This is a genomic window from Paracoccus sp. (in: a-proteobacteria) (assembly GCF_046289755.1).
In the GTDB taxonomy this organism is placed as follows: domain Bacteria; phylum Pseudomonadota; class Alphaproteobacteria; order Rhodobacterales; family Rhodobacteraceae; genus Paracoccus.
Window position 1 is genome coordinate 1 of the sequence record NZ_JBKBVD010000052.1, and the last position, 23,426, is coordinate 23,426.

General features: G+C 66.1%; 21 protein-coding genes and 2 pseudogenes. 13 read left to right on the forward strand and 10 right to left on the reverse strand.

What is annotated here, in order from left to right; genetic code table 11:
- Together ACK41U_RS16020 and ACK41U_RS16025 are read right to left on the reverse strand one after the other, a co-directional pair.
- A partial coding sequence (locus ACK41U_RS16020; RefSeq protein WP_409682172.1) for a 5-deoxy-glucuronate isomerase occupies positions 1-205 on the reverse strand: 205 nt, incomplete at its 3' end.
- 96 nt (positions 206-301) lie between these two features.
- Positions 302-643 (reverse strand): ATP-binding cassette domain-containing protein, encoded by a 342-nt coding sequence (locus ACK41U_RS16025; protein ID WP_409682175.1) that lies wholly within the window; start codon positions 641-643, stop codon positions 302-304.
- A 13-nt stretch (positions 644-656) separates the two neighbouring features.
- Here ACK41U_RS16025 and ACK41U_RS16030 point away from each other — a divergent pair, with 13 nt between their 5' ends.
- Both ACK41U_RS16030 and ACK41U_RS16035 read left to right on the forward strand, forming a co-directional pair.
- Positions 657-1,802, forward strand: coding sequence for a TonB-dependent receptor domain-containing protein (locus ACK41U_RS16030; protein ID WP_409682178.1), 1,146 nt, complete (start codon positions 657-659; stop codon positions 1,800-1,802).
- 28 nt (positions 1,803-1,830) lie between these two features.
- Positions 1,831-3,054 (forward strand): MFS transporter, encoded by a 1,224-nt coding sequence (locus tag ACK41U_RS16035; protein WP_409682226.1) that lies wholly within the window; start codon positions 1,831-1,833, stop codon positions 3,052-3,054.
- Positions 3,055-3,195: 141 nt separating this feature from the next.
- On the opposite strand, the gene ACK41U_RS16040 is transcribed toward ACK41U_RS16035, so the two are convergent.
- The 6 genes and pseudogenes from ACK41U_RS16040 to ACK41U_RS16065 all read right to left on the reverse strand — a co-directional run.
- Positions 3,196-3,561 carry a DUF1850 domain-containing protein gene (locus ACK41U_RS16040; protein ID WP_409682181.1) on the reverse strand — a complete coding sequence of 122 codons (366 nt, stop codon included), beginning with the start codon at positions 3,559-3,561 and terminating at the stop codon, positions 3,196-3,198.
- Positions 3,561-5,699, reverse strand: a complete 2,139-nt coding sequence (locus ACK41U_RS16045) for a TRAP transporter permease (RefSeq protein ID WP_409682183.1) — start codon at positions 5,697-5,699, stop codon at positions 3,561-3,563. Before ACK41U_RS16045 ends, ACK41U_RS16040 begins: the two co-directional genes overlap by 1 nt.
- 56 nt (positions 5,700-5,755) lie before the next feature.
- Positions 5,756-6,712: a TAXI family TRAP transporter solute-binding subunit gene (locus ACK41U_RS16050; protein ID WP_409682186.1), complete on the reverse strand. Its 957-nt coding sequence runs from the start codon at positions 6,710-6,712 to the stop codon at positions 5,756-5,758.
- A 196-nt stretch (positions 6,713-6,908) separates the two neighbouring features.
- The gene (locus tag ACK41U_RS16055; protein WP_409682189.1) at positions 6,909-8,228 is read right to left on the reverse strand and encodes a sigma-54-dependent transcriptional regulator; all 1,320 of its coding nucleotides are present in this window, start codon (positions 8,226-8,228) and stop codon (positions 6,909-6,911) included.
- Between the two features lie 3 nt (positions 8,229-8,231).
- Positions 8,232-10,037, reverse strand: a complete 1,806-nt coding sequence (locus ACK41U_RS16060; protein WP_409682191.1) for an ATP-binding protein — start codon at positions 10,035-10,037, stop codon at positions 8,232-8,234.
- 61 nt (positions 10,038-10,098) lie between these two features.
- A pseudogene (locus tag ACK41U_RS16065) lies at positions 10,099-10,209 on the reverse strand (ribonucleotide-diphosphate reductase subunit beta); the annotation flags it as partial.
- Between the two features lie 309 nt (positions 10,210-10,518).
- Between ACK41U_RS16065 and ACK41U_RS16070 the strand changes: the two are divergent.
- The 7 genes from ACK41U_RS16070 to ACK41U_RS16100 all read left to right on the forward strand — a co-directional run bounded on the left by ACK41U_RS16070 (position 10,519) and on the right by ACK41U_RS16100 (position 18,479).
- Positions 10,519-11,256: a FadR/GntR family transcriptional regulator gene (locus ACK41U_RS16070; protein ID WP_409682194.1), complete on the forward strand. Its 738-nt coding sequence runs from the start codon at positions 10,519-10,521 to the stop codon at positions 11,254-11,256.
- A complete protein-coding gene (locus tag ACK41U_RS16075; protein WP_409682197.1) occupies positions 11,246-12,259 on the forward strand; it encodes an ABC transporter ATP-binding protein in 1,014 nt (337 codons plus the stop codon). Before ACK41U_RS16070 ends, ACK41U_RS16075 begins: the two co-directional genes overlap by 11 nt.
- Positions 12,256-13,314 (forward strand): ABC transporter ATP-binding protein, encoded by a 1,059-nt coding sequence (locus ACK41U_RS16080; RefSeq protein ID WP_409682200.1) that lies wholly within the window; start codon positions 12,256-12,258, stop codon positions 13,312-13,314. Before ACK41U_RS16075 ends, ACK41U_RS16080 begins: the two co-directional genes overlap by 4 nt.
- A 27-nt stretch (positions 13,315-13,341) precedes the next feature.
- Entirely contained in the window at positions 13,342-14,847 is a 1,506-nt protein-coding gene (locus ACK41U_RS16085) for an ABC transporter substrate-binding protein (RefSeq protein WP_409682203.1), read from the forward strand.
- A gap of 67 nt (positions 14,848-14,914) precedes the next feature.
- The gene (locus ACK41U_RS16090) at positions 14,915-15,862 is read left to right on the forward strand and encodes an ABC transporter permease (protein ID WP_409682205.1); all 948 of its coding nucleotides are present in this window, start codon (positions 14,915-14,917) and stop codon (positions 15,860-15,862) included.
- Positions 15,859-16,722 (forward strand): ABC transporter permease, encoded by an 864-nt coding sequence (locus ACK41U_RS16095; RefSeq protein WP_409682209.1) that lies wholly within the window; start codon positions 15,859-15,861, stop codon positions 16,720-16,722. Before ACK41U_RS16090 ends, ACK41U_RS16095 begins: the two co-directional genes overlap by 4 nt.
- Positions 16,722-18,479 (forward strand): gamma-glutamyltransferase family protein, encoded by a 1,758-nt coding sequence (locus ACK41U_RS16100; RefSeq protein ID WP_409682211.1) that lies wholly within the window; start codon positions 16,722-16,724, stop codon positions 18,477-18,479. The genes ACK41U_RS16095 and ACK41U_RS16100 overlap by 1 nt, the downstream gene beginning before the upstream one ends.
- A 361-nt stretch (positions 18,480-18,840) precedes the next feature.
- On the opposite strand, the gene ACK41U_RS16105 is transcribed toward ACK41U_RS16100, so the two are convergent.
- Positions 18,841-19,380, reverse strand: a complete 540-nt coding sequence (locus ACK41U_RS16105; protein WP_409682214.1) for a hypothetical protein — start codon at positions 19,378-19,380, stop codon at positions 18,841-18,843.
- 502 nt (positions 19,381-19,882) lie between these two features.
- On the opposite strand from ACK41U_RS16105, the gene ACK41U_RS16110 reads away from it, so the two are divergent.
- Complete coding sequence (locus ACK41U_RS16110) at positions 19,883-20,008, forward strand: helix-turn-helix domain-containing protein (RefSeq protein ID WP_409682228.1); 126 nt, start codon at positions 19,883-19,885, stop codon at positions 20,006-20,008.
- A gap of 141 nt (positions 20,009-20,149) precedes the next feature.
- Here the strand turns inward: ACK41U_RS16110 and ACK41U_RS16115 are convergent, their stop codons facing one another.
- Entirely contained in the window at positions 20,150-21,169 is a 1,020-nt protein-coding gene (locus tag ACK41U_RS16115) for a GSU2403 family nucleotidyltransferase fold protein (RefSeq protein WP_409682217.1), read from the reverse strand.
- Between the two features lie 379 nt (positions 21,170-21,548).
- Between ACK41U_RS16115 and ACK41U_RS16120 the strand changes: the two genes are divergently transcribed.
- The 3 genes and pseudogenes from ACK41U_RS16120 to ACK41U_RS16130 form a co-directional block, all read left to right on the forward strand.
- Positions 21,549-21,830, forward strand: coding sequence for a hypothetical protein (locus ACK41U_RS16120; RefSeq protein WP_409682220.1), 282 nt, complete (start codon positions 21,549-21,551; stop codon positions 21,828-21,830).
- Positions 21,831-21,841: 11 nt separating this feature from the next.
- Positions 21,842-22,768: a LysR family transcriptional regulator gene (locus ACK41U_RS16125; RefSeq protein ID WP_409682223.1), complete on the forward strand. Its 927-nt coding sequence runs from the start codon at positions 21,842-21,844 to the stop codon at positions 22,766-22,768.
- A 96-nt stretch (positions 22,769-22,864) separates the two neighbouring features.
- Positions 22,865-23,426, forward strand: a pseudogene (locus ACK41U_RS16130) (alpha-N-arabinofuranosidase); the annotation flags it as partial.

The window sequence follows — 23,426 nt, forward strand, 5'->3', positions numbered from 1 at the left end:
CCCAGTCCTGCCCGGCGGCGCGGATCTGCGCCTTGCCCTCGACCATCACCAGGATCACCTCGCGATCGCCGGTCGCCCCGGCCGCGCTTTGCCCGGCCCGCAAGCGGTGCAGCGCAAACCCTACATAGCGCCATCCCGCATTGCCGGGCGTGATCCGATGCACCTCACCCGAGGTCCCGAACGGTCGTCGAAGTAGAGTGCTCATCCTGTGCTCCTGCAGTGGTCCTCAAATATCCCGGGGGGAATCCCGGCACGGGATGGGGGGCGGCGCCCCCCTCTGCCCCCTCCCCCGCCGCGCCGCTCAGGCAGCGCTCCGGTCCAGCCCCGCCTCGCGCGCCGCCGCCGCCAAAGGCGCAATGCCCAGACCCGCGAACAGCGCACGCGTCATCCGCGCCATTTCACCGTGATCAATCAGGCCAAAGCCGTATTTCGGCTCGCGCCCGATCCAGATATTCTCGGCCACGGCCATGGTGTTCATCAGGTTCAGTTCCTGATGGATCATCGCGATACCGGAATTCAGCGCGTCCCGAGGTGTGCGTATATTCAGCGGCTTGCCCGCAAAGCGCACCTCGCCCTGGTCGGGGGTACAGACGCCCGCGATGATTTTCATCAACGTCGATTTGCCCGCGCCATTCTCGCCCATCAGCGCGTGAACTGTGCCGGGGCGAACCTTCAGCTGGACATCATCAGGGGCGACGACACCCGGTTACTGGGAACGCTATGACGAGACAGCCGAATCCCATGTTCTGGACCTGATGCTGGAACGCCGGTTCCAGACCGGTTCGTTCAGTCACAGTCTGGCAATCGGCGCGGATTACACCCGTGGCGAATACGATGCCTATTATGGCGGAACCGCATCCGGAGAGGCGGCGAACGAGGCCACGGACGCGCCCTTCTACGCCTCGCGCAAGCAGCGTCAGACGGGCGTCTATATCGCCGATCAGATCGAGCGTGATGCCCTGACGATCACGGCCTCGGCGCGCTATGACCGGGTCGATACCGAATATGCCGATCTTAACTTTGCCACCGGTGACGTGAACCGCGGCCGCCAGCAGGACGAGGCCTTCACCGCCCGGCTTGGGGCTTCGTACCGGTTCGAAAACGGGCTGATCCCCTACGCCAATATCGCCAGTTCGTTCGCGCCCAACGTGGCGCAGGTTTTTGACGACAGCACCGACCCGACAGGAAGCCCGGCCGAGGCAACCGAGGCCCTGCAGAAGGAAATCGGCGTCAAATACGACATGCCCGATCAGCGGACGGTGATCTCGGCGGCGTTGTTCGATATTCGTCAGGATAACGGCATGTCGCTTGTCGTCGGGGCCGATGGACGCAACCGTGGTCTGCAATATGACCTGACATCGCGTGGTGTCGAGTTCGAGGCGGTCAGCAACCTGGACAATGGCGTCAGCCTGATCGCCTCTTATGCGCATATGAAGGTGGACATCAACGAAGGCGCCCCCGGAACCAGAGGCAACGCGCTGTCGGGCGTCCCGGGCAACACGCTTTCGATCTTTGTCAAATATGAGGCGCCGTCGGGGGGGCTTGCCCAGACCGGCCTGATGGCGGGCCTCCGCTATATCGGGAAAAGCTATGGTGATGACGCGAACACCATCCGCAATGGCAGCCGGACCTATGTTGATCTGGGCGCGAGCTATGATTTTGCCGGGTTCGGCCATCCGGGCACAGAGGTTCAACTGAACATCAAGAACCTGTTTGATCGCGAGGGCCAGACCTGCACCGGAAACTGGTGCTATCGCGACGAGCCGCGCATGGTTGATCTGAGCCTTTCGCGGCGCTTCTGACATGGCGGTCCGGGCAATTCGCCATGCGATGCCACTGGCGTTGGTCTCTCTGGGCGGACTTTATGTGGCGCAAAGCGTTCTGGGCGGTTTTATCTGGTCCGCGCTTCCCGCTGTGATGCGTCAGCGCGGGATGCCACTGGATCAGGTTGGATTTTTGTCCCTGCTGGTCCTGCCATGGGCGCTGAAATTCCTCTGGAGCCCATGGCTGGAGCGTTGGCGCAGGCCCGCAGCTGCGCCCGCACGGACCAAGGCCGTGATCGGGATCGGCGGGGGGCTGGTTCTGATCGCAATCGCTTTGCTGATGCAGTTCTCTGCGGCGCTGGTGGTTCCGCTGCTCGTCGTTCTGCTTGTCATCGCCTCGGTCACGGCAACGGTCGACATCGCCTGTGACGGCCACGCGGTCGAGGCGTTTCCGCAATCGGCCTATGGCTGGGCCAATATGGCGCAGGTCGGCGGCGCCTATATCGGAGCCGCGCTTGGTGGAGGGCTGGTGCTGGTGGCCATTGATCGCCTTGGCTGGCAGGCCGGGTTGGCCGTTCTGGCCGGGATCAGTCTGATCTGCACCCTGCCATTCCTGCTTTTGCGTCAGCCCTCGCCCAAGCGTGCCCCCCAGCCGGGCGGCGCCAGCCTTCGTGCCGCGTTGGCCCGGCACGAGGTGCGACGCGGGCTGCTGCTGACCGTGTTCTTCGTGGCGGCCATGAAGTCCGCCTTGGGCTTTTTCGGCCCCTTCCTCGTTGATCAGGGCTTTACCCTCAGCCAGGTGGGCCTGTACGGCGCGACCGGCAGCCTGATCGTCGGCCTTGCCGGAGCGGTTGCCGGTGGTTTCGTGGTGTCCCGTCTGGGGACAGTGCCGGTCCTGATGATCGCGCTGGCAGGGCAGGCATTGGTCCTGACCTACTGCCTGCTTGTCGCCTCGGGGGTGGCTTTGCCCCTGCAGCCCTTGGCGGTGTTGACGATGATCGGCTCGAATGCCTGGCTGGCCTTTGGGTTTGTCGCACTTTATGCGCGTTTCATGCGGTGGTCTGATCCCGCTCAGGCCGGGGTGGACTTTACGATTTTCCAATGCACGGATGCGGCTGTCGGGATGGTGCTGGGCTTTCTGGGCGGCCAGATTGCCGGGCAGCTTGGCTATCAGGGGCTGTTTATCGGTGCCCTGCTCTGCTCGGCCATCGGTGCCGGAGGCATCTTTTTCAGCCAGAGAACACCGCGGGCCGGGTACAGCACAGAACGCGCCGCCGACCCTTCGCTATGACCGGGCGCAGCCGTGGATACGTTCCGTCAGGTCAGGGTATGGCCCGCGCTGGCGCAATGATGCGGTTGCCCTGCTGCAGCGCCGCTTCCCGGGCCGACCCCTCATGCCTGGCTGGCAAAGCCGATGGTCTGGACACAGGTGCTAGTCGCCGCAGTCCGGCGCCGACCAGAGGCGCAGGGGCGGCCCGTCCATGTCAAAGCTGTGGCAGCCCAGATCGGTGCAGAGCCGCCAGCCGCTGCCGGTCGCGCCCGATGCCGCCAGCAGCAATTCGCGCTGTGGCGGCAGGGTCGGGGTGAAATGCCAGGCGCCGTCGCGCCAGACGGCATCCGGCGGCGGCTCCATCCCCGCGCCTGCGCCGGTGATGCGGGCCTCGCGCAGTTCCAGCCCCCCGGCGCTGACCTGCCAGCGTTCCCACCATTGGGTGCGGGCGACCGAATGGGTCCAGTCCAGCGTGAATTCGGTCGCGGCCAGCGACAGGATGGTGGCGCTGGCCGCGATGCACAGCATCAGGCGGCCATCCGCGCCCGGCGCAGCCGCAGCCAATGCGCCACCATGAAGGCCAGTGCCAGACCAAAGCCGATCGCGTCGGAATTGGGCAGCGCCAGGATCAGCGACACCCCGCCCGCCAGCGCCAGCAACCGCTCGGCCACCGTGGTGCGGTGCAGCAGATAGCCCACCACGGCAATGCCCCACAGCCCCACCCCCAGCACGGTTTTCAGCAGGATGAAGGCGACCTCGACCGGGTAACCATAGGCCTCGGCGATGGGCCCGCCATCCTGCAGCATCAGCGAGGGGGTATAGACCGCCATGAACGGGATGATGAACCCCGCCGCCGCCAGCCGGATCGCCTGCATCGAGATCTTGAGCCCGGTCGATTTGGCAATCGGTGCCGCCGCAAAGCAGGCCAGCGCCACCGGCGGTGTCAGGTCGGCCATGATGCCGAAGTAGAAGACGAACATATGGCTGACCAGCAGCGGCACGCCCAGCTCCAGCAGGGCCGGGCCTGCCAGCGACGAGGTGATGATATAGTTCGGGATCGTGGGGATGCCCATGCCAAGGACCAGACAGGTCAGCATGGTCAGGACCAGCGACAGGAACAGGTTGTTCTGCCCGATGGCAATGATCGCACCGATGAAGGTCGAGGCGATGCCGGTCAGGGTCAGCGTGCCGATGACGACGCCGACGATGGCGCAGGCCATGCCGACCGGCAGCGCGTTGCGCGCGCCTTGGGCCAGCGCGTCACGGACGATGCCGATGGTGGGCCGCGCGCCCTTGAAGGCGGCGCAGGCCAGCACCAGCCCGGTGATCACGATGACCAGCAGGTTGACGCCGTATTTCAGGAACGCCGCCGAGGCGAGGCCAAGCGCCACCCAGAACACCAGCCGGAAGGCCAGCGGCCCGATCATCGCCGCCAGCGGCGTGCCAAGGATCAGCACCGTCACCAGCGCCAGCCCCATCGTGCCCGCGAAAATCGGCGTGTAGCCCGCGAACAGCAGATAGACCAGCGCCGCCAGCGGCAGGATCAGCGGCCATTGATCGCGCACCGCGTGCCACGGGTTGGGCAGGCTGGCGCGCGGCAGGCCCTTGAGGTTGTCGCGCCCGGCCTGCAGCCAGACCATCCAGAACACGACGCCGAAATACAGCACCGCCGGAATGATCGCCGCCTTGACGACCGAGGCATAGGGCACGTTCAGCGTCTCGGCCATGATGAACGCCACGGCGCCCATGACCGGCGGCATGATCTGCCCGCCCATGGATGCGGTCGCCTCGACCCCGCCCGCGAAGGCCGGTTTGAAGCCGGATTTCTTCATCATCGGAATGGTGAACTGCCCCGAGGCGACCACATTGGCCACGCCCGATCCGGAAATCGTGCCCATCAGCGCCGAGGACAGCGTGGCCACCTGCGCCGGTCCGCCGCGCACGCCGCCGACCAGACCCAGCGCGAAATCATTGAACAGGTTCAGCATCCCCGCCCGTTCGAGGAAGGCGGCAAAGACCACGAAGATGAAGATATAGGCGCTGCTGACATAGATCGGGCTGCCATAGATGCCCTCGGTGCCAAAGGCGAAATGCTCGATGATCTGGTCAAAGCCATAGCCGCGATGGATGAACGGCGCGGGCAGATGCTGGCCCAGAAAGCAATAGGCCAGAAATATCCCGGCAATCATCGCCAGTGGCCAGCCCATCAGGCGCCGCGCGCCCTCGAACACCAGCACCATCAGCGCCGTGCCCATGATCAGGTCCATCTGGTTCAGAAACCCGGTGCGCCGGATCAGGTCATTATATTCGACCCATTGATAGATGCCGGTCAGAAACCCCAGCCCCCCCAGCGCCCAGAAGAACACCTGACCCCCGCGCGTCTTTGCCACCAGATTGCCGACCAGCACAAAGCCCAGCAGCAGCAGAAAGGCCACATGCATCGCCCGCACGATCTGGCTGGGCAGCGCGCCATAGGCCGCCGCCCAGAGCTGGAACAGCGAGAAGGTGACGGCCAGCCAGAAGGCCACGCGGCCGGGCAACCCTGCGCCAAAGCCGGGGGGCAGGCCCTCGGTCACTTCGGTTTCGGCATGGGGGTCAAGGCGGGCCGGTTCGGCTGTGGCGATGGCAGGGCGGGACGACCCGCCGGAAACGGGGGTTGCGGACATGGCGCTCTCCTGAACAGGGGAAGGCCCGCGCAGCTACCGGCGCGGGCCCGGGGGGGTTACTCGATCAGGCCGATTTCGCGGTAATACCGCTCGGCGCCCGGATGCAGCGGGATCGGCAGGCCGTCCAGCGCGGTTTCCGGGGTGATCGCCTCTGCCGCCCCATGGGCAGAGCGCATCCGTTCGATATTGTCGAACATCAGCTTGGTCATCAGATAGGCGGTCTCTTCGCTGACGCCTTCATGGGTGATCAGCATATTGCCGACCGCCGCCGTCGGAATATCCTCGTCGATGCCGGAATAGGTGCCTGCGGGAATGGTCGCGGGCACGAAGGGCTCACCGATGGCCGCCACCACCTCTGCGGGGATCGAGACGATGGTGATCTCATGGGTGGCCGACAGATCCTGAATGAAGGCCACGCCCAGCCCCGAGGATTGCAGCGTCGCCTGCAGCTGCCGGTTCTTGATCAGTTCCGCCGATTCCGCATAGGGCAGGTATTCGACGCGGCCCAGATCGTCATAGCTCATCCCCGCAGCGCCAAAGATCGCCCGCGCATTCAGTTCGGTGCCCGAGGCAGGCGCGCCGACCGACAGGGTCTTGCCGCGCAGATCCTCCAGCGTGGTGACACCCGCCGAGGCATCGGCCACGATCTGGATATAGTTGGGATAGATCGCGGCAATCGCGCGCAGCTCGGTCAGCGGGCGCTGAAAGCCTGCCTCCTCATTGCCCTCCCACGCCATCTGGACACTGTCGCCAAGGGCGAATGCGATCTCTCCCCGGCCCTGCGCCAGCAGGTTGAGGTTCTCGACCGAGGCTTTGGTGGCCTGCACCTGCGTGCGCGATCCGTCGATGCCTGCCGCGTAGATCTCTGACAGGGCAACGCCCAACGGGTAATAGACCCCCGAGGTGCCGCCGGTCAGCACATTGATGAAATCCTGCGCCTGTGCTTGCGGTGCGGTGGCCAGAAAGCCCGACAGGGCGGCCGCCGAAGTGGCAGCAGCGATGCGATGGAACATGCGGTTTCCTCCCATGATGTTCAAAGGCCAAGGTAGCAGCGAAACCGCCCTGCCCAAGCCTTGAACACACGATCGCGTGATTTATTTAAGGCTGCGGCCAGGTCGTTGAAATAGTATGACAAATCCTGTCCTGACACCCGGCTTGTCTGGCGGAGTTTCGCCAGATGTAAGTTTCGTCGGGCATTATTTCGCCAGATCAGTCCGCGCGCAGCCCGTGCCGGGCGATCTTTTCGTTCAGCGTCCGGCGCGGCAGACCCAGCGCATCAGCGGCCCCGGCCGAGGAACCAGCGGCAGCGGCCAGCGCCTCGGCGATGATCTGCGCCTCGATCCGCGCCAGTCGTTCGGGCAGGGGCAGCGGCGCGTCGGGGGCCGGGGGCGGCTGCAATGCCAGCACGGCGCGCAGGGCGGCGGCGCGCAGTTCGGGCAGGTTGCCGGGCCAGTCACGGGCGGCCAGCCGGTCCAGATCCGCGGGCCGCAGTTCGGGCAGAGGGCGCGCCAGCCGCCGCGCGGCCTCTTGCGCATAGCCGGTGAACAGCAGCGCAATATCCTCGCGCCGCGCGCGCAGCGGCGGCAGGCTCAGGGCGGCGGGCGACAGGTGGTGATACAGATCGGCCCGCAGCCGCCCCGCCGCCACCGCGCCCGCCGGGTCCGGCCCGGTGCCCGCGATCACGCGCAGATCGACCGGGCGCGGCGTGGTGCTGCCGCCCCGCGTCACCTCGCCCGCGCGCAGCACCGCCATCAGCCGCGCCTGCAACGGCTGCGGCATCAGCTCCGGATCCGCCAGAAACAGCGTGCCGCCATGGGCCTGTTCCAGCCGCCCGGTCCGCGCGCCCGTCACCCCCGCCAGATGGCCGCGTTCGTGGCCCAGCAGTTCGGCCTCGGCCTCGGGTCCGGTCAGGGTGGCGCAATCCAGCGCCACGAAAGGCCGCCGGGCGCGGCGCCCGAAATCATGCAGGCAGCGCGCCAGCAGCCGCCGACCGCAGCCCGCCTCGCCCGCGATCAGCAGATCGACGGGCAGATCGGCCAATGCGCCCACCATCTGCCGCAGATGCCGGATCGCGGGGCTGTGGCCCGCCAGCCGCGTCTCCAGCCGTTCCGAAGACAGGGCCGAGCCCTGCGCCCGCGCCGCGCGCCGCATCCGCCGCAGGGCGACGGCGCGGTCCAGCACCTCGACCAGATGTTCGGCGCGATAGGGCTTTTCCATGAAATCATGCGCCCCGGTCCGCATCGCGGCCACCGCCACCGGCACATCGGCATGGCCCGACAGCAGGATCACCGGCAGATCGCCGTCGCGCGCGCGCAGGGCGTCCAGCACCTGCTGCCCCGACAGGCCCGGCATCCGCAGATCGGTCACCACGCAATCGCAGGCGGCAGGGTCCAGCGCCGCCAGCGCGGCCTGCGGGTCGGTGAAGGTCTGCACCTCGAACCCCGAGGCGCCCAGCCAGTCCGCCGCCGCCGCACAGAGCGGCGCCTCGTCGTCGATAAAGGCGATGCGGCCCCGCTGTGTGTCCGTCATCGCCTAGCCCGCCCGCCGGTCGCGGGTCTGGAACAGCGGCAGTTCCACCTCGGTCAGGGTGCCGCCACCGTCGCGGGGCCGGAAGACCAGCCGCCCGCCCGCCTGTTCCAGAATGCTGCGCGTGATCGACAGGCCCAGCCCCAGCCCCTCGCCCGACAGGCGCGTGGTGAAAAAAGGTTCCATGATCCGCTCGTGCATGTCCGGGTCGATCCCCGGCCCGCGATCGGCAATCACCAGCCGCAGCCCGTCGGTGCCAAGCGACAGGCTGGCGCGCAGCGGATCGGACGCGCCCGGCGCGGCGGTTTCGGGGGCGGTTTCGGCGGCGGTTTCGGTGGCCTCGGCGGCGGCGGCGGCCTCGGCGGCGTTCAGGATCAGGTTCGTCGCCACTTGCTCCAGCCGGATGGCATGGCCGCGCACCGCCGGCAGGCCGGGTGGCAGGTCCAGCACAAGGCTTTGCCCCAGCTCGCGCAGACGCGGGGCCAGCACCTCGGCGCTGGCCGTCAGCACGGCGGCCATGTCCACCGGCTCGGGCGGCTCGGGGCGCTGGCGGGCGCCGAACCGTTTGAGGTTGCGCACCATCTTCTGCATCCGCACCAGCAGATCGCGGGCCGAACCGATGCTGGCCACCGCCCGCGCGTCCCGCCCCGCCGCCAGATGCAGTTCCGCCGCCGCCAGCGTGCTGTCCAGCGCGGAAATCGGCTGACTGACCTCGTGCACGATGGTCGAGGACATCCGCCCCAGCACCGCCAGCTTGGCGGCGTGAACCAGACTTTCATGGGTCTGGCGCAGCTCGTGCTGGGCGCGGCGACGCTCGTCGATCTCGCGGGCCAGGGCCTCGGTCCGCTCGGCCACGCGGCGCTCCAGCACGGCATTCTGGTCCAGCCGCATGCGGATCAGCTGCCGCCGCTGCCACAGGCCCAGCCCCAGCGCGGCGCCCAGCAGCCCGGTCAGCGCCGCCACTGCCCCGATCAGCCGCGCCTGCGCCGCCACCCCGGCCAGCGGCAGCGCCGCGACAATGCGCCAGCCATCCGGCTCCAGCCCGGTTTCGGCCAGCCGCAGCGCCTGCGCCAGATCGGGGCGCAGGGGCGCGGCGCCCGCGATCTCCAGCCCGGCATAGCGCCTCTCGGCCCCGATCAGATCCAGCGCCGCGGCGTCCAGCGGGTCCAGCGGGCGATAGGTCCAGCCCGACTGGCCCGACAGGAACACCACCCCCAGATCATCGGCCAGCGCGATATCCTGTTCGGCCCGCGCCCAGGTCCGGGGCAGGTCCGACATATCGACCTTGGCCACCGCCACCCCGACAGGCGCCTGCGCAGGCCCGATGCGCGAGGCCAGAAAATAGCCCGGCACCCCGGTCGTGACGCCCACCGCGTAATAGCGTCCCTCGCCCTGCGCGATGGCCTGCCGGAAATAGGGGCGAAAGGAATAGTCATGGCCGACGAAACTGCCCGGCTCAGAAAAATTGCTGGCCGCCAGCGTCCGGCCCGAGGCGTCCAGCAGATAGATCTCATCCACCACCGACAGATCGCGGGCGGTGCGCAGATAGCGATTGGCATCATCGACCGGGCCCCCGTCCAGCGCGGCACGGATGCGCGCATCTTCGGCCACCACAGCGGGCAGATAGCGATAGCGCTCGATCTGGGTGGCGACGGCGTGGCGGGTCAGGGTCAGGCGGCGCTGCAATTCGTCATCCAGCCGCGCCAGCCCGGCCTGCCGCGCAGCCAGCATCGCGCCTGCGGCCAGCAGAGCCACAAGACCCAGCAGAACGGCAAGACGCAGCGGCGGGATGGCAGAACGCAGAACGGGCATCATCTTCCCATGATGCCCGCCACGGAGGGAATGAAAAGCCCCGATCGCATGTGGCCGGGGATCAGAAATCCCAGTCTTCATCCTCGGTCGCGACGGTCTGGCCGATCCCAAAGGACGAGCCCGACCCCGAGAAAAAGTCATGGTTCCCGCTGCCCGGCGACAGGGCGGCCGGGGCCGATGCCCGCGTGGCCCTTGCGGCCGGCATCGCCGCCGGGTTGCCTTTCTGGCGGCATTGCTGGCCCTGACGCTGATGATGCGCCTGCTGCGCACGGTCAGTGTCATCCCCTATGTGATCTATCGCATTCTGCCTGGTGTGGCGCTGCCGGTCTTTGGCTGTGCGTGACGGCGGTGGCCTTCACGGATTTCAGGCAGGCGCGGCAGGCCCGCGCCTCTGCCCGTTTTTAAGGCAGCGGCGCGGGCCTGACACGAATTTGTGACAAAGCACTTGCATCGGGACCAATGCGAACCTTAGGCTGAACCAATGAATAATGGTTCACCCCCTCAGCCCGGTGCCGACCCGACCGAGATCTCGGCCGTCGCGTTGGAGCGGGTGCGTGCCCTGCTGGACGCGCCCGGCGCCGATGCGGGCACCCGCCTGCCGCCCGAGCGCGAGCTGGCCGCGCAGCTGGGCGTCGGTCGTCGCGCCGTGCGCCGCGCGCTGGAGGTGCTGGAGGCCGAGGGGCTGGTCTGGCGCCGTCAGGGCGCGGGCACCTTTACCGGGCCGCCGCCCCGTCCGCGCGGCCCGCAGGGGCAGGCGCTGACCGCCAGCCCGGCCACCCTGCTGCATGTGATCGAATCGCGGCTGGCGCTGGAGCCGTCGCTGGCGCGGCTGGCCGCCCTGCGCGCCACGCCCGACGTGATCCGCCGGATCGGGACCTGCATTGCCCGGATCGAAACCGCCGAGGATGTCGACAGCGCCGATCTGTGGGACAGCGCCCTGCACCGCGAAATCGCGCAGGCGACCGGCAATCCGCTGCTGCTGCTGCTGTTCGACCGCATCAATGCCTGGCGCCACGATCAGGGCATCCGGCAGCTGCGGATGCGGGCGCGTGCCAGCACCGGCACCGGCCATGCCCAGGACGACCACCGCCGCATTCTGGCCTCCATGCAGGCGGGCGACGGGGCGGCGGCGGGGCAGGCCATGCGCGACCATCTGACCGAACTGCACGGCATCTTTCTGCGCCACAGCCAAGAGGAGACGACCGGCGATGACGCCTGAGACCGCCACGCCCACATTGGAACTGCGCGATCTGTCGATCCGCTTCCGGGGCCAGCCCATCGACCTCATCGACCGCGTCAGCCTGTCCATCCGCCCCGGACGCACTCTTGCGCTGGTCGGCGAATCCGGTTGCGGCAAATCCGTGACCTCGCTGGCGGCGATGGGGCTGCTGCCGAAAAAGGCCGCGACCGTCACCAACGGGCAGGTGCTGTTTCGCGGTCAGGATCTGGCCCGCCAGAGCACCTCGCAGATGGAGGGTCTGCGCGGCAACCGCATGGCGATGATCTTTCAGGAGCCGATGACCAGCCTGAATCCGGTCTTTACCATCGGCGATCAGGTGGCCGAGGCCGTGCGCCGCCACCGTGGCTGCACCCGCGAACAGGCCCGCGCCCGCGCGTTAGAGATGTTTCAGCTGGTCCGCATGCCTGCAGCCGAAAAGCGGCTGGACGATTATCCGCACCAGCTGTCGGGCGGCATGCGCCAGCGGGTGATGATCGCCATGGCGCTGGCCAATGACCCCGAATTGCTGATCGCGGATGAACCCACCACCGCGCTGGACGTGACGATTCAGGCGCAGATCCTGGATCTGATGCGCGAATTGCTGGCCGAGACCGGCGCCGCGATGCTGATGATCACCCATGATCTGGGCGTCGTGGCCGAGATCGCCGATGATGTGGCGGTGATGTATGCGGGCCGCGTGGTCGAATCCGGTCCTGTCGGCGCGATCTTCAACGACCCGCAGCACCCCTATACGCTGGGGCTGATGGGTTCGATGCCGGCGCTGGCCGGGCGGGCGCAGGGCGCCTCGCGGCTGATGACGATCCCCGGATCGGTGCCGGTGCCCGAGGCGATGCCGCCCGGCTGCCGCTTTGCCTCGCGCTGCCCCTTTGCCTCGTCCGAATGCGACGCAGGCCGCCCCGACACCCGCGACATCACCCCCGGCCATGGCGTGGCCTGCATCAAGGCGCCGCTGGAAACCCATTTCGCCAAAGGTGCCGCATGAGCGACGTGATCCTGACGACCACCGACCTGCACAAGCGGTTCACCTCGGGCAAGGGCGTGTTCGGCGCGCCGACCGTGATCCATGCCGTCAATGGCGTGTCGCTGTCGGTCAACCGGGGCGAGACCTTTGCCATCGTCGGCGAATCCGGCTGCGGGAAATCCACGCTGGCGCGGCTGCTGCTGCGGCTGCTGGATCCGACCGAGGGGTCTGTTACCTATGACGGGCGCGAGCTGACCGAGCAGTCGGCATCGCAGATGCGGCAGTTGCGGTCGCAGATGCAGTTCATCTTTCAGGACCCGTTTTCGTCGCTGAACCCGCGCATGACGGTCGAAACCATCGTGGGCGAGCCGCTGCTGGTCCATACCGACCTGACCCGCAAACAGCGCCGCGAAAAAGTCGCGGACCTGTTGCGCAAGGTCGGGCTGCGCCCCGATCACGCCGACCGCTATCCGCATGAATTCTCGGGCGGGCAGCGGCAGCGGATCTGTGTGGCGCGGGCGCTGGCCTCGGGGCCGAAACTGCTGATCGGGGATGAGCCCGTCTCGGCGCTGGATGTGTCGGTGCAGGCACAGATCGTGAACCTGCTGGAGGATCTGAAGGATGACTTTGGCCTGACCCTGATCATCATCGCGCATGACCTGTCGGTGATCCGTCACATGGCCGACCGGGTGGCGGTGATGTATCTGGGCGAGGTCGTCGAACTGGCCGCGACCGAGGATCTGTATTCCCAGCCCCGCCATCCCTATACCCGCGCGCTGCTGTCCGCGATCCCGGTGCCCAGCCCCGGCGGACGCGGCCAGATCGCGCCCCTGGGCGGCGATATTCCCTCGCCCGCGAACCCGCCCTCGGGGTGCAAGTTCCACACCCGCTGCCCGCACGCCACCGCGATCTGTTCGCAAAAGCGCCCGGTGCTGGACGCCTCTGATCCGCATCAGACCGCCTGCCACCACTGGCGCGATCTGCCGCCGATGGATGCGGCGGCACAGAACGTGCCCGCCCGCAGCGCCGCGACCGAAGCGCGCTTTGCGCTGTGGCGCGACCACTCGACCACCTGAAAACAAGAAACCAACCGGGAGAATGAAATGAAAATCACCACCTTCATGGCCACCTTGCTGACCACGGCAGCCCTTGGCGGCATGGCCGCCGCGCAGGATCTGCGCATCGGGCTGAACGAAGACCCCGATTCACTGGACCCGGCGCAGTCGCGGACCTTTGTGTCGTCGCTGGTCTATGAATCGCTGTGCAACCGGCTGTTCAACACCAATACGGATATGGAACTCATCCCCGAACTGGCGACCGACTGGTCGTGGTCGGATGATGGCCTGACGCTGACCCTGATGCTGCGCGAAGGTGTCGTGCATCACGACGGCACCCCCTTTACCGCCGACACCGCCCGCCGCGTTCTGGAACGCAACATGGAGCTGCCGCAGTCGTCGCGCCGCTCGGAGCTGACCTCGATCGAGGGAGTCGAGGCCACGGGCGAGCATGAGCTGACCATCACCCTGAACGCCCCCGATGTGACGCTGCTGGCGCAACTGGCGCACCATGCGGGCCGGATGTATTCGCCCGACGCCGCCGAGGCTGCGGCCGAACGCTTTGGCGCCGCCCCGGTCTGCACCGGCCCCTTCAAATTCGCCGAACGCGTCGAAGGCGACCGCATCGTGCTGGAAAAATTCGAGGATCACTGGGCGGCAGACGAATATCACTTTGACCGCGTGATCTATCAGCCCATCCCCGACACGACCGTGCGTCTGGCCAACGTCCGTTCGGGCGATCTGGACATTATCGAACGCACCGCGCCGTCGGACGTGCCGCAGATCCGTGACGACAGCCGCCTGCAACTGTTCGAGATTCCGAATATCGGCTATCAGGGCATCACCATCAACGTCGGCAATGGCAGCCGCGCCGAAGGCCCGCTTGGCAGCAACCCGCTGGTCCGGCAGGCGCTGTCGCTGTCCATCGACCGCGAGGCGCTGAATCAGGTCGTGTTCGAAGGCCAGTATGTGCCCGGCAACCAATGGGCCGCCCCCGGCACCACCTGGTATGACGAAAGCGACCCGCTGCCCGCCCGCGACGTGGACCGCGCCCGCGAATTGCTGGCCGAGGCAGGCGTGGACACGCCGCTGCGCATCGAGATGCAGATCGCCAACAACCCCATCGCGATGCAGCAGGGGCAGGTCGTGCAGGCCATGGCCGCCGAGGCAGGATTTGACATCCAGCTGCGCGCGACCGAATTCGCCACGCTGCTGTCGGAAAACGCGGCGGGCAATTTCGACATGTCGCAACAGGGCTGGTCGGGCCGCATTGACCCGGACGCGAATATCCACCCCTTCGTGTCCTGCGAGGGCGGCAACAACGATCAGAAGTACTGCAACGCCGAGGTTGACGCGCTGCTGGCGCAGGCCCGTGCCGAACCCGACACGGACGCACGCAAGGCGCTGTATGACCAGATGCGGGACATCCTGTCGGCAGACCTGCCGCTGATCTACCTGTATCACATCAAGTATTTCTACACGATGCGTCAGGGGATCGAAGGGTTCGAGCCTTATGCAGACGGCATCATCCGCCTGCGCGGCGTGACCGGCTGACCTTCCAAACCGCAAAGCCCCCGCCCGCCTTGTCCGGGCGGGGGCAGTTCAGAAAGGCCCCGCCGCCATGCTGCGTTACATCCTGAACCGGGTTCTGGTCGCCATTCCGACCCTGCTGCTGGTGACGATCTTCGTCTTCATGCTGCAAAAGCTGCTGCCCGGAGATCCGATTCTGGTGATGGCGGGCGAGGACCGCGACCCCGAGACCATCGCCATGCTGCGCGAGCAGTATCGCATGAACGATCCGCTGATCTGGCAATACCTCTATTGGCTGGGCGATGTGATGCGCGGCGATCTGGGCATCTCGCTGCGCACCGGCCTGCCGGTGACGGACCTGATCGCGCAAAAGCTGCCGGTCACGATTCAGCTGGCGGTCATGTCGATGATTTTCGCGATGGTGATCGGCATTCCCGCAGGCGTCATGTCGGCGGTGAAAAAGGGCACGTTCTGGGATTATCTGGCCAATGTCGTGGCGCTGTCGGGCCTGTCGGTGCCGAATTTCTGGCTGGGGATCATGCTGATCCTGCTGGTCTCGGTCAATCTGGGCTGGCTGCCTGCCTCGGGCTATGAAAGCCCATGGGTCGATCCGGTGCGCAGCTTCCAGACCATGCTGATGCCCTCGATCGTGCTGGGCACCGCGCTGGCGGCGACGCTGATGCGGCACACCCGGTCCGCGATGCTGGGCGTGTTGCAGGCCGATTACGTCCGCACGGCGCGCGCCAAGGGCCTGCGCGAAAAGACCGTCATCCGCCGCCACGCCTTCCGCAACGCGCTGCTGCCGATCATCACCCTGTCGGCGGTGATGTTCGGCGAATTGCTGGCAGGCGCGGTGCTGACCGAGCAGATCTTTACCATCCCCGGTTTCGGGAAAATGGTCGTCGATGCCGTCTTCAACCGCGATTACGCCGTGGTGCAGGGCGTGGTGCTGGTCACCGCGACCGGCTTTATCCTGATCAACCTGCTGGCGGACATTCTGTATGTCCTGCTGAACCCCCGCATGAGGGCCGCGCTATGACCCAAGCAACCCTCGCCCATCCGCCCCGCCGCCAAAGCCGCGCATGGGGCAAGCTGAAACGCAACCGCAGCGCCATGGTCGGCGGCAGCTTTGTGATGTTCTTCGTGCTGCTGGCGGTGCTGGCGCCGGTGCTGCCGATCCCGGACCCCACCGCAACGGACTGGGGCAAGATCCGCCTGTCGCCCAATGCCCAGCACTGGCTGGGCACGGATGAGATCGGGCGCGATATCCTGTCGCGGATGATCTGGGGCGCGCGCGCCTCGCTGATGGCGGGGGTGGTGTCGGTGATGATCGCGCTGGCCGTGGGCGTGCCGCTTGGGCTGCTGGCGGGCTATTTCGGCGGCTGGACCGATCAGATCATCGCGCGGGCCACCGACGCGCTGCTGGCGATGCCGTTCCTGATCATGGCGATCGCGCTGGCCGCCTTTCTGGGGCCGTCGCTGACCAATGCGATGATCGCCATCGGCCTGTCGGCGGTGCCGGTGTTCATCCGCCTGACGCGCGGACAGGTCATGTCGGTCAAGACCGAGGATCATGTCGAGGGCGCCCGCGCCATCGGTCTGGGCCATCTGCGCATCATGGGGCGCTATATTCTGCCCAACGTGTTCCCGCCGATTCTGGTGCAGGCGACGCTGACCATCGCCACCGCCATCATCGCCGAGGCGTCGCTGTCGTTTCTGGGACTTGGCCAGCAACCGCCCGCGCCCAGCTGGGGCAGCATGCTGGCCACCGCCAAGAACTTTCTGTCGCAGGCGCCGTGGATGGCGATCTGGCCCGGCGCCGCGATCTTTCTGGTGGTGATGGGCTTCAACCTGCTGGGCGACGGTCTGCGCGACGCCCTTGATCCCAAGGAAACCTGATGACCGGCGCGATAGCCTCGACCCATTACCTCGCCACGGAAACCGGCGCCGAAATCCTGCGCGCGGGCGGGAATGCCTTTGACGCCGCCGTCGCGGCGGGGTTGGTCCTGCAGGTGGTCGAGCCGCATCTGAACGGCCCCGGCGGCGATCTGCCCGCGATCCTGTGGAAAGACGGTCAGGCGACGGTTCTGTGTGCCCAGGGCCCCGCGCCCGCAGGCGCAACCATCGCGCATTACCGGGCCGAGGGGTTGTCGCTGATCCCCGGCAACGGCTTGCTGGCAACCGTGATCCCCGGCGCCTTTGCCGGCTGGATGCTGATGCTGCGCGACCACGGCACGATGGAGCTGTCCGACATCATCGCCCCCGCGATCCGGCTGGCGGCAGACGGCCACCCGATCCTTGACCGGGCGGCGGATGCGATTGCCGGGCTGGCGGGGTTCTTTGCCGAACACTGGCCCTCATCTGCGGCGGTCTGGATGCCGGGGGGCAAGCCGCCCGCCAAAGGCGGTCTGTTCGCCAACCCCGATCTGGCCGCGACATGGCGGCGGATCGTCGAACTGGCGCAGGGCCCCACCCGCGAGGCGCGGATTGATGCCGCCCGCGACGCGTTCTATCGCGGCTTTGTCGCCGAACGCATCGGCCGGTTCTGCGCCGAAACGCGGGCGATGGACGAAAGCGGGCACGCACATCGCGGCGTGCTGACTGCTGCCGACATGGCGGGCTATGCGGCGGGCTATGAGGCGCCGCTGACCCATGAGTATCACGGCTGGACCATCGCCAAGACCGGGCCATGGGGGCAGGGGCCGGTGCTGTTGCAGAGCCTCGCGATGCTGGCGGGCGACGATCTGGCCGCGCTGGACCCGGTTGGCCCGCAATTCGCGCATCTGGTGATCGAGGCGCAAAAGCTGGCCATGGCCGACCGCGAGACCTATTACGCCGATCCCTTGAAGGTGCCGGTGCCCATGGACGCGCTGCTGTCGCCCGATTATGCCCTTGCCCGCCGCGCGCTGATCGGGGACCGCGCCGACATGACCCTGCGCGCGGGCGAGGTGCCGGGTTTCGCCGCGCAACACGCCCATATGGCGGCGCTGCTGGAGCGGCTCAGCAGCCGCGAAGGCGCGGTCTACGAGCCGACCATGGCCCATCTGGCCGAGGCCCCGCGCGGCGACACCGTGCATCTGGACGTGATCGACAACGCGGGCAACATGGTCTCGGCCACGCCCTCGGGCGGGTGGCTGCAAAGCTCGCCTATTGTCGAGGGGCTGGGGTTCTGCCTCAATTCGCGCGCACAGATGTTCTGGCTGGACGAGGATGCGCCGACGGCGCTGGTGCCGGGCCGCAGGCCGCGCACGACCCTGTCGCCCAGCCTTGCATGGCATCGCGACGGGCGGCGGATCAGCTTTGGCACGCCGGGCGGCGATCAGCAGGACCAGTGGCAGCTGCTGTTCTGGCTGCGCCATGTCCATCACGGCATGGACCTGCAGCAGGCGGCCGACGCACCGATGTTCCACATCACGCATATGCCCGCCTCGTTCTATCCCCGCTCGCGCGCGCCGGGCGGCGTGGTGGCCGAAAGCGATCTGCCCGAGGCGACGCTGGCCGCGCTGGAGCGCGCGGGCCATCAGCTGACCCGCGCCCCTGCAGGCAGCGTGGGCCGGTTGACGGCGGCCGCGCGCGATACCAGAGGGCGACTGACCGCCGCGGCCACAGGGCGCACCCCGCATGGCCGCGCCATCGTGATTGATGAGACCTCCTGACACTGGCTGACGGGCCATCGGGTGAGACAACTCTGATTATCGAATGGGTCGGTGTAGAGGCAAAGTCGTCTTGTCGCCTTTGCCCTCATGGTTGACCCTTGTGCGACCCGCAGCGGCTCACGAGGGACATCGCTATGAGACTTGTTCTGATGAGTACGCGGGAAATTCAGAAGATCGAGGGTCCGGCACAGGTGCTGAATGGGCAGCCTGAGGTCGGCCACGGCGCGCGCGTGCCGGATCTGAGCCAGCGCCAGGTGTCACGTCTCCTCCATGCACCTGAAATGAACCGGTGGTCATATTGACACTGACATAGCCATGCCGGTAGCGCCTGCAGACCTCGTAAGATCCTTCACACCATACGTTATTGATGCCGTCTGAATGCTCTATTGCATGCGTGTAAAAAATTGGCTGGGGAGGCAGTGGATCTCACGGTTTCGTTGTAGCCATCTATCCTGGTGGATACCGTTTTCTTGCCGACCGCGCGATATTTTATTGAATGTGACGTGAGATAAGAAAGAGCATGATTCTGCGGCCTATACCTCTCCGATGAGTTGCATGACGATCCGTCAGCATAAACAGCCAAGGAGCTGACTTGTTCAAAAGGAGCCGGATCGAGAGTTCCTTGCGTGTAGGTTGTTCTGGACTGACAGACGATGGCGTCATCTATTGAGAAACAGATGTTGGGGTTTTGACCATACAGTCTGTTGGCAAATTCCCATGCGGTGCCTTCTGTTTTGCCAAGGTTAATGTCGGATATTGCTTTCTCCACTATTTTTTCATTTCTTCGATCCTCCCTATCGCCCATGTATTTCGGAGGCGGCTGGCAGGCCGATAAAATCGGGGCTGCCAGCACAATTACCGCCAGCAGCTTTGTTCGGCTTCCGCTTGTTTTATCAAGCATTGCGGCCTCCACATTCTCGCTGAGCAATCTCACAAAGGTTATATCTTCGGTGGGTGCATAAATCGGACAATAAACGATTCATATTTCGGCCTGTATATTCAGACAATGACATAAGCACATGTTTTCCCGCAGCACTGGATGGCTGCCGGGTCCGCCGCGGATTGGCCATCGGGTGAGGGGCGAAGGCATTGACGGGGTCCGTGTGCCTGCATCTGCGTTCTTCGGGGCGGCTCTGATTTCGCTCATACGCCCGCAGTGGATTCTGTCAACGCGGATTCAGGGACGGGGATTTTTGCGCGACCGGGCGTTGCGGGCGGGTCGCAGCGAGGCGGGTTTACCCCTGCCCCACACCCCCCGGATGATCCCCGCGCAGGGGTTGTCCGCCGCATAACACCCCCGCAGCGCAGTCCACAACGGAGGGCTGAGCCGGGCGCGGAGCTGCGGGGCCCGCCATAGTTGGCCGGCTTTCGCAGTTCGAGGAGACACCCTCCTGGCATCGCATCTGACACTTGATGAACGCCGCATCGTGGCGGGCATGCTGCATCGCAAGATCAGTGTGGCGCAAATCGCTGTGCAGCCTGGTCGCCATCGCTCAACTCTCCATCGCGAGATCAGTCGCACATCCTGATGTGGCGATGGCTGAGGGATACTGGCATGTGACGGCCCGGCAGCTCGCCTCACCGGCAGGTCCGCAAGCAGACAGGCGCCGTGTGGGCGATGTGAGCCATCCTGTCCGGCGTGGCCGCATTGTGCCCGAAGACGGTCCGACCTAACCAAGCCCGGTGAGGATCCTGGCGATCTCGGGCATTCGTGTCAGGCTGGCCTCCAGCCGGTCACGCCAGCGCGGGCCACGGGACTGCGCATCCGCGAAGGCTTCGGCAAGATCATCGGGCCGGTCCTCGGCCAGAACCCGGATCAGGAACGCCGCCTGTCCCCGGTCTTTGCGCGATTTCGCCTGATCGGGGCCGCCATGGCGCCGGTCGGCCACGATCAGCTTGTGGATGGCGAACCGTTCGGGGCGCGGGATCTGCAGCAGCACGCCCGCGCGATAGAGCGCGATCGCCGGGATCGGCCCGGCAATCAGAAAGTTCAGATAGTTCAGCGCCTGCGCGCTGACGCCAAGCGCCGGCAGCGGTTTGACCCTTTCGTCGCCAAAGGCCGGGGTCAGGAACTCGACCATCGCCGCACCCCGGTTCTGCCGCCATTTCCAGACCTGCCGGTCCTGCACCCCCGGCACCGGGTCGAATTTCAGCGTCTGCAGGATGTCTCCGGGGTTCTCTTCGACCTGATCGCCAAGTGCCACCGACAGCCGCTGAAAGCTGGCAAAGTCGATGTCGCCGGTCTGCGCCAGCTCTTCGCTGTCAAAGCGCACGCCCAGCTCGCCCTGATAGAGGGCATAGGCGGCGGTGCCGACCAGGGTGCCGCCAAGCCGGAACACCCCGGCCCGCGCAAAGGCCAGCAGCAGTGAGCCGGTATCCCGGTCGGTCGCGATCAGCCCCTCGGCGCGCAGAACGCGGGCCAGCCGCGCCATCGTCCGGCGACGGTCCCCGGCCTGAGCCTTCAGCGCGGCGGCGCGTCCCAGGCGCGCGCGCAGTTCGGGCGTCGCCTCGCCCAGATAGCGGCTTTTCATCTGGGTGCCGATGCGGAACTTGTCGTAAAGATAGACCCGCCCGCTTCGCGACCGCTCTTCGATGCTGCCGATCAGGTCCGAGGCGGTCTCGTCCAGATGCAGGCGCAAAAGATCCTGATAGGCCACCTGAGCGGCGCGCGAATGGGATGTGACGGTCATCGGGTTATCTTGTGGCATGTGCATCAAATATATTTTTGCTGCCCTGAAGGCAAGTGTGCAGCGCGCGTATTTTTGCTGCACACGGATGCCGTCACAAGCGTTCCCCTGACCGCGTCACTTGCGGCGCGGGCGCAACAGGCGCCTTTCATATTCTGGGACCCTGGGGGCTGAAACCGGGCTTGGCGCCGGTGGGTCAGCTATTGCGCATGTCGGGCGGGGTGCAGACGATACCGACGGGATCCGGCGCAGGAACGATGCCCCTTCAGGCGAGTAGAGCTCTTCCTCAGACACATCGCCTTTCGCTGGCAACCCACGCCAAGTTGACCAATTCCAGTCGTCCGCTCTTACACCAATTCACACGGCCATCTCTGATCCAGAAATGGCAACCACGTCGATCAACCTGATGTACAGAGAGGCATTACCGACCGTCGGGGCGGATAAGGGCACGCTGTTCGATGGCATCGACGTGGGCCTGCAGGATCTTGCCGTGACATGGGCAACGGTCGATCTGTCGGTGCCGTACGGTCCAGCGATCAACGTCGATGTGCAGATGGCTGCGTCCCCCGGTTCCGCTGCCGGCTGTTGCCCGACGGCATCGGCTTGCCGTCGCGGCCGTCGGCCCTATGGTCGGGGGGGGCCGACAATCGCTGGTGGTACCTGAAAGGGGGGGCGGTGAACCTGTATCTCAGATCGCTCAGGCCAGTGCAGTTGCGGCTGATGGCGACGATTGCGCGCCTTGGCAAGCTGAGCCTTGCCGCTGATGCTTGCGGCATGACTCTGCCCGCCGCCTCGCGCATGCTGACCGAGATCGAGACCCGGCTGGAGGTTACGCTGTTCGAACGCAGCGCAAAGGGCATGACGCCCACCCCCGCCGGCGACGTGCTGTGCCGCCACGCCAACAAGCTGGTCCATGACACCGATCAGATGGCGCAGGATTTTATCGCGCATCTGGATGGCAAGGGCGGTTCGGTCAGGGTCGGTGCGGTGACGGGCGCCGCGCTGGCCGCTGTCATCCCGGCATCGCTGGAACTGAAACGCGTCGCCCCTCGGGTCGAGGTGTTGCTGGATGTGTCGTCATCGTCCCGGCTGATGTGGGGGCTGGAGCGGGGCGAATATGATTTCGCCATCTGCCGCCTTGGCCCCGACGCCAATTCGCGCGATTTCGACATCTCGCCCGCGCGCGACGAGGCGGTGCTGCTGATGGTGAACCGCGATCACCCGCTGGCCGGGCGGGATCAGTTGTCGCTGGCGGATATGACGGAGTTTCCGTGGACCATGCAGGAGCAGGGCGCCCCGATCCGACACGCCATCGAGATCGCTTTTCGCGATGAGGGGATCGACATGCCCCTGAACGTGATCAAGACGGCCTCGGTCGTGGCCATCATGGCGCTGCTGCGCGAGCGTGATTTCATTGCGGTCGTCACGCAGGAAGTGGCCGATCTGCTGCTGAAACCGCCGTTTTCTGCCGGTCTGGTGCTGCTGAAAACCCGCCAGCGGATCGCAATCGAGCCCTATCACATCCTGCGCCCGCGCGACCGCAGCCTGTCTGCGGCGGCCGAACGGATGCTGACGCTGGTCAAGGCGATGCTGGGCCACTAAGTTGCCAAATATGTAAAGTCAGATGGCACATAACTCAATTGATTGATAAGCTCCCGGTGGCTTACCTCTCAGCTAACGTCTTCATGGGAGGGACAAGTGAAGGGCCGTGCAACACTCCACCGGGATTTCACGATCGCCCGCATCGACGACCGCCTCTATTCGGCGTTCATCGAGCATATGGGCCGCGCGATCTATACCGGGATCTATGAACCCGATCACCCCACTGCCAATGCGCAGGGCTTCCGCAAGGATGTGCTGGATCTGGTGCGGGGGCTGAACATTCCGGCCATCCGCTATCCGGGCGGCAATTTCGTGTCTGCCTATAAATGGGAGGACGGGATCGGCCCGCTTGACCAGCGCCCGGTGCGTCTGGATCTGGCCTGGCGGTCGCGTGAAAGCAATCAGGTGGGCATCAACGAATTCGCGGGCTGGGCCAGGGATGCGGGCATCGAGATGATGCTGGCCGTCAATCTGGGCACCCGCAGCATCGAAGAGGCGCGCAATTTCGTCGAATATTGCAACCACCCCTCGGGCACCTATTGGAGCGATCTGCGCCGCGAACATGGCGTGGCCGATCCCTATAACGTGCAGATGTGGTGTCTGGGCAATGAGATGGACGGCCCCTGGCAGATCGGCCACAAAGAGGCCAAGGAATATG

Bases quoted from the DNA above. Each gene is read 5' to 3' on its own strand.
- ACK41U_RS16025 (WP_409682175.1), bottom strand. From the start codon at position 643: ATGGGCGAGAATGGCGCGGGCAAATCGACGTTGATGAAAATCATCGCG.
- ACK41U_RS16035 (WP_409682226.1), top strand. From the start codon at position 1,831: ATGCCACTGGCGTTGGTCTCTCTGGGCGGACTTTATGTGGCGCAAAGC.
- ACK41U_RS16040 (WP_409682181.1), bottom strand. From the start codon at position 3,561: ATGCTGTGCATCGCGGCCAGCGCCACCATCCTGTCGCTGGCCGCGACC.
- ACK41U_RS16045 (WP_409682183.1), bottom strand. From the start codon at position 5,699: ATGTCCGCAACCCCCGTTTCCGGCGGGTCGTCCCGCCCTGCCATCGCC.
- ACK41U_RS16050 (WP_409682186.1), bottom strand. From the start codon at position 6,712: ATGTTCCATCGCATCGCTGCTGCCACTTCGGCGGCCGCCCTGTCGGGC.
- ACK41U_RS16055 (WP_409682189.1), bottom strand. From the start codon at position 8,228: ATGACGGACACACAGCGGGGCCGCATCGCCTTTATCGACGACGAGGCG.
- ACK41U_RS16060 (WP_409682191.1), bottom strand. From the start codon at position 10,037: ATGCCCGTTCTGCGTTCTGCCATCCCGCCGCTGCGTCTTGCCGTTCTG.
- ACK41U_RS16070 (WP_409682194.1), top strand. From the start codon at position 10,519: ATGAATAATGGTTCACCCCCTCAGCCCGGTGCCGACCCGACCGAGATC.
- ACK41U_RS16075 (WP_409682197.1), top strand. From the start codon at position 11,246: ATGACGCCTGAGACCGCCACGCCCACATTGGAACTGCGCGATCTGTCG.
- ACK41U_RS16080 (WP_409682200.1), top strand. From the start codon at position 12,256: ATGAGCGACGTGATCCTGACGACCACCGACCTGCACAAGCGGTTCACC.
- ACK41U_RS16085 (WP_409682203.1), top strand. From the start codon at position 13,342: ATGAAAATCACCACCTTCATGGCCACCTTGCTGACCACGGCAGCCCTT.
- ACK41U_RS16090 (WP_409682205.1), top strand. From the start codon at position 14,915: ATGCTGCGTTACATCCTGAACCGGGTTCTGGTCGCCATTCCGACCCTG.
- ACK41U_RS16095 (WP_409682209.1), top strand. From the start codon at position 15,859: ATGACCCAAGCAACCCTCGCCCATCCGCCCCGCCGCCAAAGCCGCGCA.
- ACK41U_RS16100 (WP_409682211.1), top strand. From the start codon at position 16,722: ATGACCGGCGCGATAGCCTCGACCCATTACCTCGCCACGGAAACCGGC.
- ACK41U_RS16105 (WP_409682214.1), bottom strand. From the start codon at position 19,380: ATGCTTGATAAAACAAGCGGAAGCCGAACAAAGCTGCTGGCGGTAATT.
- ACK41U_RS16115 (WP_409682217.1), bottom strand. From the start codon at position 21,169: ATGACCGTCACATCCCATTCGCGCGCCGCTCAGGTGGCCTATCAGGAT.
- ACK41U_RS16120 (WP_409682220.1), top strand. From the start codon at position 21,549: ATGGCAACCACGTCGATCAACCTGATGTACAGAGAGGCATTACCGACC.